Genomic DNA, 13,522 nt, shown 5'->3' with positions numbered 1-13,522 from the left:
CAAGGGCCTCGCGACTAATCCAAAGTTTCAACCAGGCGGTGTAGCGCCTCGGCCGTCGATTCCGCATCCGACACCAGCGCAAGCCGGATATAGCCCGCGCCGGGATTGAATCCATCCGCCTGCGTCCGCGCCAGATAGCTGCCGGGAATGACTCGAACGCCGGCGTCGCGATAGAGTTTCACCGTCGCCGCCTCCTCGCCGCCGCGCTTCGACACGTCGAGCCAGACGCAGAAGCCGCCGGCGGGGCGCGCGTAGCCGTAGCGGTGGCCCAGGATCTGGTCGGCGACGTCGAACTTGGTGCGGTAGAGCCTGCGGTTCTCCTCGACGTGAGTCTCGTCGCCATAGGCCGCGACCGCGACGTGCTGCAGCGGCACCGGCACCTGGGGCGCCGCGACGTTGCGCAGTTCGTGGAAGGCTGCGAGAAATTTCGCATCACCCGCGGCGAAGCCGACCCGCATGCCCGGCAGGTTCGAGCGTTTTGATAGTGACTGGAACACCACGACGTTGGAGAAATCGTCGCCTGCGCATTCCAGCGCGCTGCCCGGCGCCTCGCGGGTGTAGATTTCCGAATAGCACTCGTCGCTCAGGATGATGAAGCCGTAGCGGTCGGCGAGCTGCTTCAGCCGGCGGAAATAGTCGCGCGAAGCCACTGCGCCCTGCGGATTGGCGGGCGAGGCGATGTAGAACGCGACCGTTCGCGCCAGCGTCGCTTCATCGAGCGTGTCGAGGTCGGGCAGGAATCCGTTGGCGGCGGTGGTCGGCAGATAGATCTGCTCGCAGCCGGACGCGCGGGCGCCGGCGCCATAGGCCGGATAGAACGGGTTGGGCATCAGGATCGCGGGGCGCCCCTTTCGCTCGCCAACGTATCGGCTCGCCGCCAGCGCCGCGAAGAACAGGCCCTCGCGGCTGCCGTTCAGCACCAGGACCTCGCGCTCCGGATCGACCGCGCGAGCAAGCTGGAACCGGCTGCACAGCCATTTTGTTACCGCCTGGCGGAACGGCTCGATGCCCTTGGCGATGGGATAGCGGCCGAACTCGGCGACATGATCGGCGAGCACCCTGCCGACGAACGGCGGAATCGGATGCTGCGGCTCGCCCAGCGACAGCGCGATCAAGGGCTTGCCCGCCTGGTAAGGGGCGAGCAGCTCGGCCGTCCGCGCAAACGGCGAGCGTTCGCCGTCCGGATGGCCGCCTTGCGGCGCGCGGGATGAAGCGGTCATGGCCATAGATGAAGGCGCCAGCATGTCTTTGAGCCGCCGACCGGCGATAGGGAATTCGGCCGCAAGCGGATCAACCATAGATGCGGCGAGGTTAAGACGCGATTAACCATCGGAGCCAGCGGCAATTTTGCCGGCGGCCCCCGTGCAAACCGGGGCCTTTTCGACCCGCGATGTTCATACAGGTTAACGGCGGGGCGGTCATCTCCTATCCGGGGTGGCAAAAATGGCGCGGTACCCGCGGCCGTCAAGTTCTACCTCGTTGAGGGACGGCGCCTCTGAGAGGCTGAAGGACCTATACCCAGACGTGCAGCGCACCGCACACGGGCAGACATTGAATGAGCTCGTGAGAGTGAGCTCGTGACGAGTGGCCCTACCGCGCCGGCAGCCGCTCGAAGCTCGGCAGGCCCTCCGGGATCACGTGGAAGGGCTGCTGGTCGCAGGTGTAGATCGCCGATTGCGGCGCGCCGAACAGTTTTGGGTCGTCGAGCGTGCCGACCTTCAGCACGACGATCGGGAAGTTCGGCCGGGTCACCAGGTGGGTGCCGCACTCGGCGCAGAACTCGCGCGTCACCGGCTTCTCGAGGTCGCTGCGGGCGAATTTCCTGGGCGCGCCCTTGGTGTACTGGAAACCGTCAGGCGGCATCGCCATGAACAGGTTCGGTGCGCCGCCGGTGATGTACTGGCACTCGCGGCAATGACATTGCGCCTTCATCCTCGGCTCGCCCTCGGCCACGTAGCGCACGGCCCCGCAATAGCATCCGCCTTCGAGCTTCATAGCGTTCTCCCTCGGCTTGTTCCGTGTACTGTCCGCCACCGAGGGCTGGCCGCGCAAGAAAAAAAGAAGGGGCCCCAGCTTGCGCTGGGACCCCTCAACGGTCGGGGCATTGCCGGGTATGTGCCCAAACCGAAGTTGTGCCGCGGTCCTCGTGAGGGCCACGGCCGGGAGGATCACATGTTGTAGGCGCGCTCGCCGTGATCGGTGATGTCCAGGCCCTCGCGCTCCTGCTCGACCGAGGGGCGCAGGCCGACGATCACGTCGACGACCTTGTAGAGGATCGCCGAGCCGACGCCCGACCATACGAGCGTGGCCAGCACGGCCTTGCCCTGCGAGATCATCTGGCCGGCGAAGTCGTAGGTGCCGGCATTGTTGCCGGTGATGTTGGTGTAGTCGGTGATGCCGACGCCACCGAGCGCAGGGTTGACCAGGATGCCGGTGCCGAGCGCGCCGATGATGCCGCCGATGCAGTGCACGCCGAACACGTCGAGCGCGTCGTCATAGCCAAAACTGTTCTTCACGGTGGAGACGAAGAACAGGCAGACCGGCGAGACCACGAGGCCGAGCACCAGCGCACCGACCGGTCCGGCGAAGCCGGAGGCCGGCGTCACCGCGACGAGACCCGCAACGGCGCCCGAGCAGATGCCGAGCAGCGACGGCTTGCCCTTGAAGATCCATTCGCTGAGCAGCCAGGACAGCGCCGCGCCGGCGGTCGCGACCATGGTGTTGACGAAGGCGAGCGCCGTGGTGCCGTTGGCTTCGAGGTTGGAGCCGGCGTTGAAGCCGAACCAGCCGACCCAGAGCAGCGAGGCGCCGATCATGGTCATGGTCAGCGAGTGCGGAGCCATCAGGTCCTTGCCGTAACCGGTGCGCTTGCCGATGATCAGCGCGCCGACGAGGCCCGCGATGCCGGCATTGATGTGCACCACCGTGCCGCCCGCGAAGTCCAGCGCGCCGGCACCGGCCAGCCAGCCGACGCTGCCGGTGACCGAGTCGAGCTTGGCCTGCGCTGCGGTCTTTGCCGCCGCATCGGTCGCGGCCGCGAGCGCCTTGGCCGCCGCGGCGACGTCGTCGGGAGCGGCGACGTACCAGACCCAATGCGCGATCGGGTAGTAGATGAAGGTCGACCACAACAGGATGAACAGCATCACCGCCGAGAACTTGATGCGCTCGGCGAAGGCGCCGACGATCAGCGCGGGCGTAATCATCGCGAAGGTCATCTGGAACACGAAATAGGCGAGCTCCGGGATCACCACGCCATTCGAGAACGTCGCCGCGGTGGCGTTGGCATCGATGCCGTGCATGAAGGCCTTGGAGAAGCCGCCGACATAGGCCGTCATGCCGCCGCCGTCGCTAAAGGCCATCGAGTAGCCGTAGATGGTCCAGGTCACGCCGATCATGGCGACGATCGCGAACACCTGGGTCAGCACCGACGCCATGTTCTTGGTGCGGACGAGGCCGCCATAGAACAGCGCGAGGCCGGGGATCGACATCATCAGAACGAGCGCGCTGGAGGTCAGCATCCAGGCGACGTCGCCCTTGTTGACAGCGGGCGCGGCGGGGGCCGCCGGCGCGGCGTCGGCCGCTGCGGGAGCTGCCGTCTGGGCAAGCGCAGCATCGGCGAAGCCTATGGCGCAGAGCGCCGCGATCGCCAGAACTGCCAATCCCGCATTGGTGGGACGCGTAAACTTCATCGTGTCTTACTCCTGAGTGGTCAAAGAGGTGAGCGCGAAATCAGAGGGCCGCGGCGTCGGCTTCGCCGGTGCGGATGCGGATCGCATGGTCGAGATTGATCACGAAGATCTTGCCGTCGCCGATCTGGCCGGTCTTGGCAGCGGTCGTGATCGCCTCGATGGTCTTGTCGACCTGGTCGGAGGCGACAGCGACCTCGATCTTGATCTTCGGCAGAAAGCTCACCGCATATTCGGCGCCACGGTAGATTTCCGTGTGGCCCTTCTGCCGGCCGTAGCCTTTGACTTCCGTCACCGTGAGGCCGTGAACGCCAATGGCGGTCAGGGCATCGCGGACTTCTTCGAGCTTGAATGGCTTGATGATCGCCATAACAATTTTCATGGGTCCATCCCCGCTTGGGCCCGGTCCTGCGAATGTCCGGGCGTTGTTGACTGAGATTCGCCACGCGGAGAGAGTTCACAACGCGGCCCAGCCGGGACCCCTAGAATCAAATGCCGTGCCAGATCGGCATTGTTCTCTAAATTGCGGGGAATGCGGCCGTTTTCGCGTCGCATCAAGGGCACCGCGGGCTGCGCCATTCGGTCGCGCCCAAATATTGGGCAGGAGAGAACAAGGATTGATCAGTTCCGGTGGCTGGAGCCGGTATTGCCCATGAGGCGGGCAGTGAGCCCGCATTGAAGCGTTTCGCAGTAGCAGGATAGGGGAAGGTCAATGGCGCGTCAGCGCGTGTCGATCATCCTCTCCCGAGCGTCGCCCGGAAGGCTGGGCACGCTTCCGCCTTGGCCTGGTCCGTTTCGGTCTTGGCGTGGTTCGCCTCGGTGCGCCTGGCCGCTTCAACCACCCTGCCGCTCCCGTGACGCAGCTCGCGAACCATCCCCGCATCGAACAGCGCCAGCCCTGTCGGCGGTGGATGATTCGGCCCAGGCCGGTGTTGTCGTAGCAATGTCGCCGCAACGATGCCCGCTGCAGCAGGCTTCGCCACACCAGATGATCGTACCGCCATCTAGTCCCCCCAATGTCGTTCGTGGCCGACTCGTCGCCTGCCGCGGCGTTTCAGGCAGCTCTCAGAGCGCGTCGCTATCGGTCTCGCCGGTACGGATTCGCAGGGCATGATCGATCGGCGTGACGAAGATCTTGCCATCGCCGATCTGGCCGGTGCGTGCGTGGGCGGTGATCACCTCCACGGCCTTGTCGGCGAGCTCCGCTGCCACCGCGATCTCGATCCGCAGCTTCGGCAGGAAGTTCACGACATATTCGGCGCCACGGTAGATCTCGGTATGGCCCTTCTGGCGGCCATACCCCTTGACCTCCGTGACGGTCATGCCATGCACGCCGATGGCGGTGAGCGCCTGGCGCACCTCGTCAAGCTTGAAGGGTTTGATGATTGCGACAACAAATTTCATGGCGAGACCTTGCTTGCTCGGCTGTGTCTATTCGGCGTCGCTGCGCGGCGACTTTGCAAATCTGGCATTTTTTTCGGCAAATGGCACAATAAACTTGCAGAGTTTGCGGGTAGACTAGCGGCTCGAATGCGTGGCTGCCCCTTAACGGGCAGCGTTTCGTCGGCCAGAATGGGGTTTTCCAAGCAGGCGGTCCGGCCTGCCTCTTGTTGTGTGGGGGAGAAGTAACATGCCCGACCGATCCTGGTTCTTTGCCGCTGCAGGCCAGCAGCAGGGTCCGTATCCCGACGCGCAATTTCGCGATTTCATCGCGCGAGGCGCAGTGACGGCGCAGACGCTGGTATGGACCGAAGGCATGTCCGGCTGGCAGAAGGCCGGTGACATTCCCGGCCTGTTCTCGCGGGCGGCCCGTCCGCCGGCGCCGCCGCGGAACGGCACGCCTGCTCCCGCCGCCGCTGGCGCCCCAATGGCCGCGATGGGCAGAGGCGGTGCGGCGCCGATGGTCGAAGGCGGCTACGGCGACGGTTCGCTGTCGATCGACTTGCCGCTCTGGGGCTTTTTCGGTCGCTGCATCCTGTTCGGGCTCGGCATCCTGCTCGTGATCCCGGCGCCGTGGGCAGCGACCTATTTCTATCGCTGGATCGTCGAGCGCCTTCGCGTGCCAGGCCGGCCCAATCTGTCCTTCACCGGACAGGTCGGCGACATCTGGTACGTGTTCGTCGCGATCGGATTGTGCAGCTACAGCCGCGCCACCGGTTCGACCGCCGTCCAGCTCGTCGTGATCCTGTTGCAGGCCTTCCTGGCCTGGATGGCGCTCAAATGGGTCGCCGGCAACATCGCCGCGAACGGCCAGCGGCTGCCGGTCGCCTTCACCGGCAGCGCGCTCGGCTACATCGGATGGTACGTGCTGATGTTCGTCTCCTTGATCAGCATCATCGGATGGGCCTGGGTGATCTCGGCCTGGATGCGCTGGATCTGCCGCAATGTCGACGGCACGCATCGCGAGATCGTCTTCAACGGCTCGGGACTGGATATCCTGTGGCGCACGCTGGCGTTCAGCTTCGGCAGCATCCTGATCATTCCGATCCCGTGGCTGTTGCGCTGGTACACGCAGTGGTACGCGAGCCAATTCGCGCTGGAGCCGAGAGAAGGACAGGCCGCGGCGTGAGCGCGCCTATTTGCGCTCGCGCACCGAGCCTTCCTGGGCGACGGAGGCGACCAGGGTCCCATCCGGCTTGAAGATCAGGCCGCGGGTCAGCCCGCGGCCGCCTCGCGCGCTCGGTGAGTCCTGCGCATAGAGCAACCACTCGTCGGCGCGGAACGGCCGGTGAAACCACATCGCGTGATCGAGGCTCGCCGGCATCATGCGCTTGTCGAACAGGGTTCGGCCGTAGCGCGCCATCACTGCGTCGAGCAGCGAGAAGTCCGACGCATAGGCCAGCGCGCACATGTGCAGCGCCGGATCGTCGGGCAGTTTCGCGGCGGTCTTGATCCAGACATGGATGCGGCCATCGTCGATCTTCTGGCCGAAATAGCGGCCGAGCTCGACCGGGCGCAGCTCGATCGGGCGATCGGATTCGTAGTAGCGGCGGATGAAATCCGGCATCTCGCGAAACACCGGCTGCTTGATCAGCTCGTCCGCGGTGAGCTTCTCCGGCGGCGGCACGTCGGGCATCCTGTCCTGATGGTCGAAGGCGCCCTCCTCCTCGGCATGGAACGACACCATGATCGAGAAGATCGCGTTGCCGTGCTGGATCGCGGTGACGCGGCGCGTGGTGTAGCTGCGGCCGTCGCGCAGGCGCTCGACCTGGTAGATGATCGGCACCTGCGGATCGCCGGGCAGGATGAAATAGCAATGCAGCGAATGCGGCAGGCGGCCCTCGACGGTGCGGCAGGCCGCCACCATCGCCTGCCCGATCACCTGCCCGCCGAACACCCGTTGCCAGCTCGTCTTCGGGCTGCTGCCGCGAAACAGGTTCACCTCGATCGGCTCGAGGTCGAGGATGGAGATCAGGTCGATCAGGCTCTTGGACATCGCGGTGCTTCCGTTCTGATTCGTGACCGACGGGGCTTGCTTCGCGACCTTGTTACGCCCAGCTATATTGGGCTAGCAAGTCAAGCTTCAGACGTGAGCGGGTAACGGCGCATGGCGGCACAGCGAAGCATTGTCATCGGCGGCGGCGCTTTTGCCGGGCTGGCCTTGGCGCTGGCGCTGCGCCAGGGCCTCGGCGCGGATATTCCCGTGATCGTCGCCGATCCGGCGCTCGCGACCCGGCCGAGCCGTGACCCGCGGGCCACTGCGATCGTCGCCGCCTGCCGCCGGTTGTTCGAGGCGATCGAGGTGTGGGCCCAGGTCGCGCCCGACGCGCAGCCGATCCTCGACATGGTGATTACGGATTCCAAATTGGAGGACGCGACACGGCCGGTGTTCCTGACCTTCAGCGGCCATGTCGAGCCGGGCGAGCCATTCGCTCACATGGTGGAGAACCGCCATCTGATCGATGCGCTGGTGACACGGGCGGATGCCGCCGGCATCGATCTTCGACCCACGGCGGTGTCCTCCTACGACGCGCACCCTGAAGGTATCAAGGTGACGCTCGCGGACGGCACTGTCGTGGATGCGAGCCTCCTGGTCGCCGCCGACGGCGCGAAGTCAAGACTTCGGGAGCGTGCCGGCATCGTCACCCATGGCTGGGACTACGACCAGTCCGGCATCGTCGTCACCGTCGGCCATGAGCGCGATCATGGCGGTCGCGCGGAGGAGCATTTTCTGCCGGCCGGGCCGTTTGCGATCCTGCCGCTGACCGGCAGGCGCTCCTCGCTGGTGTGGACCGAGAAACGCGGCGAGGCGGCGCGCATCGTTGCGCTCGGCGAAGCCGAATTCCTCGGCGAGCTCGAACGGCGTTTCGGCCTGCACCTCGGCGAGATCAGGCTGCTTGACAAACCGCGCGCGTTTCCGCTGTCCTATTTCGTCGCCCGCTCGTTCATCGCCGAACGGCTGGCGCTGGTCGGCGATGCCGCCCATGTCATCCATCCGATCGCGGGCCAGGGTCTCAACATGGGCCTGAAGGACGTTGCGGCGCTGGCCGAGGTGGTGGTCGATGCGGCGCGGCTCGGGGTCGACATCGGCCAGGCCGACGTGATCGAGCGCTATCAGCGCTGGCGGCGGTTCGACACCATGGCGATGGGTTTCGCCACCAACTCGCTGAACTTCCTGTTCTCCAACCGCTCGACGCTGCTGCGCACCGTACGCGACATCGGCCTCGGCCTGGTCGATCGCGCACCGCCGCTGAAGGAATTGTTCATCCGCCAGGCCGCGGGGCTGACCGGCGAGGTGCCGCGATTGCTGAAGGGCGAGGCGCTGTAGCGCCGAGGGCCGCCATTGCGATTCCGTAGGGTGGGCTATGGCGCGCAAGCGCCGTGCCCACCATAGTATCAACAGCATCGCCTCGAATTGTGGGCACGCTCCTGTCTCTGCGTGTCAAGTTTCGGTGCAAGTAGCCGCTTTGCCACTCTACAAGCGCCGATGTGACTCACTTCCGCGAGATGAACTCCACCACCGTATCGACCAGCGTCGCATCCAGCGGCCGGTCTGGCTCCTTGTAAGCGGCGCGATCGTCGGCCTCGTCGGCGACATCGTTGAGCACGTGATTCATGTCGGGCAGCCACAGCGTCTTGGCGGCAAAGTCGGCGGCCGACAGTGCGGCGAAATCGAGCCGCGTCACCTGGCGGTCGCGGCCGCCAGCGATGATCAGCGTCGGGATGTCGAGCTTCTGCAACGGCTCGATCGGGTCCTCGGTGAAGGCCGAGGCGATGCCAGGCTGCATCGCGGGCGTGATCGGCAGCCCCTTCGGCGGCGGATCGACGACCTGCCCGGCCATGATCGCATCGATCGCCTTGGCGGCCGGCGCCAGCTCCTCGGGCGCCAGCCTCTTCTCCAGTTGCGCCTTCAAGAGGTCGCCCTGCTTGCGCGCGGCCGTGGCAAGCAGCACCAGGCGCTCGACCGGCACGCGGCGCGCGGTGAGGATCGCCACCAGCCCGCCCTCGCTGTGCCCGATCACGGTGACGCCGGCAAACTTCCCGGTACCGCGCAGGTAGCCGACCAGTGCCACGGCGTCGTCGACATAGTCCTTGAAGCGGAAATCCTCCGGCCGTCCGAATTGCGGCTTCCAGCCATTCGCGCCACGCTTGTCGTAGCGCAGCGTCGCGATCTTCTGCGCGACGAGCGCGTCCGACAGCTTCTTCAGCGTGGCCGGCTTGATTTGTGGGCCGTTGCCGTCATGGTCGGTCGACCCGGAGCCGGCGATCAGCAGCGCCACCGGTGGCCGGTCGGCGTCCTGCGGCAGCGTGAGCCAGGCGTCGATGGCGCCGACGCTGATCCTGCTCTCGTCGGCGCGGGCCGCCATGGCATGCAGCAGCACCGCGAGGCAGGCGAGAATCGTCCAGCCGCGCATGGGCTACTCGACCTTGCGCGCTTCCTCCGGCAGCATGATCGGGATGCCGTCGCGGATCGGATAGGCGAGCTTGGCCGAGCGCGAGATCAGTTCCTGCCGGGCGGCGTCGTACTCGAGCGGCCCCTTGGTCAACGGGCAGACCAGGATCTCCAGGAGTTTGGGGTCGACGGTGTTTTCGGGGCGCTCGGATGGCGGAACGGACATGGCTGGCTTTCTCCGGCTGTTGCGCCGTGCTTATCACATCCGCACCGCTGCTGTCGCCGGACGTCATCGCGAGATGATGCGCAACAGCTCCTCGAGCACGCGCTCCTGCTCGGCTTTCGGCAACGGCTTGTCCGACAGCACATGGCCGAGGAACGTCCAGTAGATGATCTGCGCGCGCGCCTCGGCCTGCGCGTCGCCGAGACCTTCCGCGCGCAACAGGCCCTTGAGGTAGCCGACGCGGCGGCGGTCGATCGCCTGCACCGCATTGCGCGCGGTCGCATCGAAGGTGGCCCAGTTGCGCACGGCGCGCTCCAGGCCCGACCTTGTCGAGAAGGCGCGCCGCAGCAGCACGCGCAGCCGGCTCTCATCGGGCGGCACCGCTTCGAGATCGGCGATGATCGCCTCGGCCGAGACCTCGCGCCAATGCGCGAGCAGCGCGGCGTGGAAGGCGGCGACGTCCGCAAAGTGCCAGTAGAAGCTGCCGCGCGAGACCCCCATTGCCTTCGCCAGCGGCTCGGCCTTCAGCGCGGTGAAGCCGCGCACCGCGAGCGTCTTCAGGCCCTGGTCCAGCCAGTCGCGCACGGAGAGTTGATCGGTCATGACCGCGACCATACACGACTGTATTGACAGGGGCCAGCCGGCATCCTATCTCCATACATAACTGTATGGAGACTGAAGATGCGTGACGTTCTGCTGCAGACTGCCGGGTTGCTGGCGATCGCCGCCGCGCTGATCCATGGCGCGCTGGGCGAAGTGAAGGTGTTCCCGCGGCTCGTCATCGAGCCGGCGCGGCTCAGGCTCCTGATGCGGGTGGTCTGGCAGGCCTCGACGGTGGCCTGGATCGGCTGCGGCGTGCTGCTGGTCGCCGCGCCTGCCATGGCGTCGGACGTGGCCCGGCACTGGATCATCGCGACGCTGGCGCTGGTGTTCGCGCTCGCCGCGTTCGGCAATGCGCTGGCGACGCGGGGCCGGCATTTCGGCTGGGTCGCGCTCGGCGCCGTGGTCGCGCTGGCGCTCGCGGGCTATTGATGGATCACTGCAGCGGCGGATCGCCGCTGGTGCGCTTCTTGGCGAGGTCCATCTCGGTGACCGCGATCAGGATTTCCGCGCGGGTCTTCAGGTCCGGCGCTTCCAGCATCGCCTGCTTCTCGGCGGGACCATAGGGGGACATCATTGCGAGCGCGTTGACCAGTGCCTCGTTCGGCGCGCTCTCGACGCCCTCCCAGTCGACCTTGAGATTGTTGGCCTTCAGGAAATCCGTCAGCACCGACAACAGCGCCTCGCGGTCGACCGCGCCCTCGCCCTTGCGCGCGGTGAAGTCGTCGACGAAGGGGAAATAGTCCACCCGGCATTGCCGGTAGGGCGTCAGCACGGTCATCTCCTCGACGACCCTGAAGCGGGCGATGCCGGTGAGCTCGAGGATGTAGCGGCCGTCGCCGGATTCCGCGAGCTGGGTGATGCGGCCGACGCAGCCGACATGGAACAGCACGGGCTGCTCCTCGCTGTGCGAATGGGTCACGTCGGGCTGGATCATGCCGATCAGCCGATGGCCGTCGCGGAAGCAATCGTCGACCATCGCCAGATAGCGCTGCTCGAAGATGTTGAGCGGCATCTGCCCGCGCGGCAGCAGCAGCGCGCCGGCCAGCGGAAACACCGGGATCACCTCGGGAAGATCGGCCGGCCCACGATATTCAGCGTTGATCGGCATACGCATCCCCGAGTTTGTCCCACCTTAAGAGAAGAGAATCGTCGACAGTCGCTTGCGGCCCTCGACGGTGGCCTCGTCGGCGCCGCCCCAGGCCTCGAAGAACTGCACGAGCTGCTTGCGGGCGCCGTCATCGTTCCACTTGCGGTCGCGCTTGACGATCTCGAGCAGTTGCGCGGTGGCGTCCGCGCGCTTGCCAGCGGCATTGAGCGCAGTGGCGAGATCGAAGCGCGCCTGATGGTCGAGCGGGTCGGCCGCGACCTTGCGCTCCAGCTCGCCGACCGGCCCCAGCGACTTCGCCTGCTCGGCAAGGTCGATCGCCGCCTGCACGGCCTTCACCGCGGCGTCGTTGCGCTTGGATTCCGGCACCAGGGCGAGCGTCTGCTTCGCCTGGTCGATCGCGTTGGTCGCGACGTAGCATTTCGCGAGCCCGGCGAGGGCTGCGATGTTGGTGGCGTCGAAGGCGAGCACCTCGGCATAGATCTGCGCGGCGCCGGCCGGATCGCCCTCGGCGAGCACCGCCTCGGCCTCGGCCAGGATCTCGGCGATGTTCGGCTCGCCCGGCGCGGTCACGCCCTTGGTCAGCTTCTCGATGAAGGCGTTGACCTGGCTCTCCGGGATCGCGCCCATGAAGCCGTCGGCTGGCTGGCCGTTGACGAAGGCGATCACGGCGGGGATCGACTGGATGCCCATCTGGCCCGGGATGGCCGGGTGCTGGTCGATATTCATCTTGACCAGCTTGACCTTGCCCTTGGCGGCGCGCACCGCCTTCTCCAGCACCGGCGTGAGCTGCCGGCAGGGCCCGCACCACTCCGCCCAGAAGTCGATCAGGACCGGCTGGCGCCGCGATTCCTCGATGACATCCTTCACGAAGCTCTGGGTGGTGGTTTCCTTGATCAGATCGGGCGTCCCTGGCGGCGTCGCGCCGCTGCCCTGCTCTACTATCGTCACGGGATCCTCGTCGGGATGTCTGGATAGATATAGGTGAAGTCTTCGATCGACGACGCTTGAGGTCGCTATCTGGGTCGACCCTTCTAGCACGGCCGCAAAAGCGGTTCTCGGAAGTTTGATCTCTTAGGTGGCGGTTTCGACGGAATTTTCAATCGGGGCGGGCGCGGGTTCGCGCCGCTCCGCTGGCCGGTCGGAGATCGGGTGGCTGTGCCGCCATCTGCCCGGCAAGCTGCATGGCGTCAGCTTTCAGGGCGAGAAGAGGCGAAGCCATGGCGAGGGCCTATTATTCGACACTGTTCCGGCAATCCGCCCCCGAGGTGTGGAAAATCATTCGTGATTTCAACAACTACCCGGTCTGGGTCGGGGGCGCCGGCGAAAGCCGGATCGAGAGTGGCAAGAGCGGCGACGCCGTCGGTGCCGTCAGGAACGTCCTCTATCAGGGCCGGAACATCCGCCAGCGGCTGTTGGCCCTGTCTGACGTCGAGCGCTCCCAGACCTACGAATTCTGCGAGGCTCCCTCCCTGCCCGTCACCGGCTTTGCCGCCACGATCCGCGTCAGCGAGGTGGTCGATCGCGACGGCGCCTTCGTCGAATGGTGGGCCGATTTCGATTGCGCGCCGGACCGGCAGGCCGAGCTCGTGGCGACGCTGCGCGGCTGGTTCGGCCAATGGCTCGAATCGCTGCGTGCGATACTTGAGCAGGCGGTTCCGCTTGCCGCGGAGGAAAATTGAGGCCGCCGGCCGCCTGTTTCGGCCCCGGTGACGGGCGATTTCCGGTCCGCCCCGGGCCATTTCCGCCGTTGCATTCGCCGGCGGCTTTTGGCATACGACTGTCTCGCCGCGCGGGTGATGAATACCGTCGGCGTCTCGGATGCGGGTGTAGCTCAGTGGTAGAGCACGACCTTGCCAAGGTCGGGGTCGAGGGTTCGAGCCCCTTCGCCCGCTCCAAAGTTTCCCTGTCCAGCCCGGACAGACGGGTAACAGATCGTACCTAAGACATGGGTGACAACCTCGTGCCGATCGGGTTGTCGAGGGGTTTCACGGTCGTTTACTCCAAGGTCGATCCAGTCTGACGCCAATCGGGTGCGATCGTCTGGGCTTGGTGTGACGTATCCTTGGCGC

15 protein-coding genes and 1 tRNA gene are annotated in these 13,522 nt (G+C 66.1%); 5 read left to right on the top strand and 11 right to left on the bottom strand.

Going from position 1 to position 13,522, the window contains the following annotated elements; translation table 11 throughout:
- Positions 1-14 precede the first annotated feature (14 nt).
- From JOY90_RS26765 to JOY90_RS26745, 5 genes are all read right to left on the bottom strand, one after another.
- The gene (locus JOY90_RS26765; protein ID WP_291694111.1) at positions 15-1,226 is read right to left on the bottom strand and encodes an aminotransferase class I/II-fold pyridoxal phosphate-dependent enzyme; all 1,212 of its coding nucleotides are present in this window, start codon (positions 1,224-1,226) and stop codon (positions 15-17) included.
- Between the two features lie 364 nt (positions 1,227-1,590).
- Positions 1,591-1,995 carry a GFA family protein gene (locus JOY90_RS26760; RefSeq protein WP_291694110.1) on the bottom strand — a complete coding sequence of 135 codons (405 nt, stop codon included), beginning with the start codon at positions 1,993-1,995 and terminating at the stop codon, positions 1,591-1,593.
- Positions 1,996-2,168: 173 nt separating this feature from the next.
- Positions 2,169-3,689: an ammonium transporter gene (locus JOY90_RS26755; protein ID WP_291694109.1), complete on the bottom strand. Its 1,521-nt coding sequence runs from the start codon at positions 3,687-3,689 to the stop codon at positions 2,169-2,171.
- A gap of 40 nt (positions 3,690-3,729) precedes the next feature.
- Positions 3,730-4,068 carry a P-II family nitrogen regulator gene (locus JOY90_RS26750; RefSeq protein ID WP_291694108.1) on the bottom strand — a complete coding sequence of 113 codons (339 nt, stop codon included), beginning with the start codon at positions 4,066-4,068 and terminating at the stop codon, positions 3,730-3,732.
- Positions 4,069-4,751: 683 nt separating this feature from the next.
- Entirely contained in the window at positions 4,752-5,090 is a 339-nt protein-coding gene (locus tag JOY90_RS26745; RefSeq protein ID WP_291694107.1) for a P-II family nitrogen regulator, read from the bottom strand.
- 226 nt (positions 5,091-5,316) lie between these two features.
- Between JOY90_RS26745 and JOY90_RS26740 the strand changes: the two genes are divergently transcribed.
- Entirely contained in the window at positions 5,317-6,255 is a 939-nt protein-coding gene (locus JOY90_RS26740) for a DUF4339 domain-containing protein (RefSeq protein WP_291694106.1), read from the top strand.
- Positions 6,256-6,261: 6 nt separating this feature from the next.
- Here the strand turns inward: JOY90_RS26740 and tesB are convergent, their stop codons facing one another.
- The gene (gene tesB, locus JOY90_RS26735; RefSeq protein ID WP_291694105.1) at positions 6,262-7,122 is read right to left on the bottom strand and encodes an acyl-CoA thioesterase II; all 861 of its coding nucleotides are present in this window, start codon (positions 7,120-7,122) and stop codon (positions 6,262-6,264) included.
- Between the two features lie 111 nt (positions 7,123-7,233).
- Between tesB and JOY90_RS26730 the strand changes: the two genes are divergently transcribed.
- The gene (locus JOY90_RS26730) at positions 7,234-8,454 is read left to right on the top strand and encodes a ubiquinone biosynthesis hydroxylase (protein ID WP_291694104.1); all 1,221 of its coding nucleotides are present in this window, start codon (positions 7,234-7,236) and stop codon (positions 8,452-8,454) included.
- 166 nt (positions 8,455-8,620) lie between these two features.
- Here the strand turns inward: JOY90_RS26730 and JOY90_RS26725 are convergent, their stop codons facing one another.
- The 3 genes from JOY90_RS26725 to JOY90_RS26715 form a co-directional block, all read right to left on the bottom strand.
- Complete coding sequence (locus JOY90_RS26725; RefSeq protein ID WP_291694103.1) at positions 8,621-9,541, bottom strand: alpha/beta fold hydrolase; 921 nt, start codon at positions 9,539-9,541, stop codon at positions 8,621-8,623.
- 3 nt (positions 9,542-9,544) lie between these two features.
- Positions 9,545-9,745 carry a Trm112 family protein gene (locus JOY90_RS26720; RefSeq protein WP_291694102.1) on the bottom strand — a complete coding sequence of 67 codons (201 nt, stop codon included), beginning with the start codon at positions 9,743-9,745 and terminating at the stop codon, positions 9,545-9,547.
- Between the two features lie 63 nt (positions 9,746-9,808).
- A complete protein-coding gene (locus JOY90_RS26715; protein WP_291694101.1) occupies positions 9,809-10,345 on the bottom strand; it encodes a TetR/AcrR family transcriptional regulator in 537 nt (178 codons plus the stop codon).
- Between the two features lie 78 nt (positions 10,346-10,423).
- Between JOY90_RS26715 and JOY90_RS26710 the strand changes: the two genes are divergently transcribed.
- Complete coding sequence (locus JOY90_RS26710) at positions 10,424-10,774, top strand: hypothetical protein (protein WP_291694100.1); 351 nt, start codon at positions 10,424-10,426, stop codon at positions 10,772-10,774.
- A gap of 4 nt (positions 10,775-10,778) precedes the next feature.
- Here the strand turns inward: JOY90_RS26710 and JOY90_RS26705 are convergent, their stop codons facing one another.
- Together JOY90_RS26705 and trxA are read right to left on the bottom strand one after the other, a co-directional pair.
- Positions 10,779-11,453, bottom strand: coding sequence for an LON peptidase substrate-binding domain-containing protein (locus JOY90_RS26705; protein ID WP_291694099.1), 675 nt, complete (start codon positions 11,451-11,453; stop codon positions 10,779-10,781).
- 24 nt (positions 11,454-11,477) lie between these two features.
- The gene (trxA, locus tag JOY90_RS26700; protein ID WP_291694098.1) at positions 11,478-12,401 is read right to left on the bottom strand and encodes a thioredoxin; all 924 of its coding nucleotides are present in this window, start codon (positions 12,399-12,401) and stop codon (positions 11,478-11,480) included.
- A 269-nt stretch (positions 12,402-12,670) separates the two neighbouring features.
- Between trxA and JOY90_RS26695 the strand changes: the two genes are divergently transcribed.
- Complete coding sequence (locus JOY90_RS26695; protein ID WP_291694097.1) at positions 12,671-13,132, top strand: SRPBCC family protein; 462 nt, start codon at positions 12,671-12,673, stop codon at positions 13,130-13,132.
- Positions 13,133-13,273: 141 nt separating this feature from the next.
- A tRNA-Gly gene (locus JOY90_RS26690) sits at positions 13,274-13,348 on the top strand.
- Positions 13,349-13,522 lie beyond the last annotated feature (174 nt).

The sequence above is a fragment of the Bradyrhizobium sp. genome, assembly GCF_019242285.1.
Classification (GTDB): domain Bacteria; phylum Pseudomonadota; class Alphaproteobacteria; order Rhizobiales; family Xanthobacteraceae; genus Bradyrhizobium.
Note: the sequence above shows the minus strand (reverse complement) of the source record. Positions and strands in the feature narration are given on the sequence as shown.

Bases quoted from the DNA above. Each gene is read 5' to 3' on its own strand.
- JOY90_RS26765 (WP_291694111.1), bottom strand. From the start codon at position 1,226: ATGGCCATGACCGCTTCATCCCGCGCGCCGCAAGGCGGCCATCCGGAC.
- JOY90_RS26760 (WP_291694110.1), bottom strand. From the start codon at position 1,995: ATGAAGCTCGAAGGCGGATGCTATTGCGGGGCCGTGCGCTACGTGGCC.
- JOY90_RS26755 (WP_291694109.1), bottom strand. From the start codon at position 3,689: ATGAAGTTTACGCGTCCCACCAATGCGGGATTGGCAGTTCTGGCGATC.
- JOY90_RS26750 (WP_291694108.1), bottom strand. From the start codon at position 4,068: ATGAAAATTGTTATGGCGATCATCAAGCCATTCAAGCTCGAAGAAGTC.
- JOY90_RS26745 (WP_291694107.1), bottom strand. From the start codon at position 5,090: ATGAAATTTGTTGTCGCAATCATCAAACCCTTCAAGCTTGACGAGGTG.
- JOY90_RS26740 (WP_291694106.1), top strand. From the start codon at position 5,317: ATGCCCGACCGATCCTGGTTCTTTGCCGCTGCAGGCCAGCAGCAGGGT.
- tesB (WP_291694105.1), bottom strand. From the start codon at position 7,122: ATGTCCAAGAGCCTGATCGACCTGATCTCCATCCTCGACCTCGAGCCG.
- JOY90_RS26730 (WP_291694104.1), top strand. From the start codon at position 7,234: ATGGCGGCACAGCGAAGCATTGTCATCGGCGGCGGCGCTTTTGCCGGG.
- JOY90_RS26725 (WP_291694103.1), bottom strand. From the start codon at position 9,541: ATGCGCGGCTGGACGATTCTCGCCTGCCTCGCGGTGCTGCTGCATGCC.
- JOY90_RS26720 (WP_291694102.1), bottom strand. From the start codon at position 9,745: ATGTCCGTTCCGCCATCCGAGCGCCCCGAAAACACCGTCGACCCCAAA.
- JOY90_RS26715 (WP_291694101.1), bottom strand. From the start codon at position 10,345: ATGACCGATCAACTCTCCGTGCGCGACTGGCTGGACCAGGGCCTGAAG.
- JOY90_RS26710 (WP_291694100.1), top strand. From the start codon at position 10,424: ATGCGTGACGTTCTGCTGCAGACTGCCGGGTTGCTGGCGATCGCCGCC.
- JOY90_RS26705 (WP_291694099.1), bottom strand. From the start codon at position 11,453: ATGCCGATCAACGCTGAATATCGTGGGCCGGCCGATCTTCCCGAGGTG.
- JOY90_RS26695 (WP_291694097.1), top strand. From the start codon at position 12,671: ATGGCGAGGGCCTATTATTCGACACTGTTCCGGCAATCCGCCCCCGAG.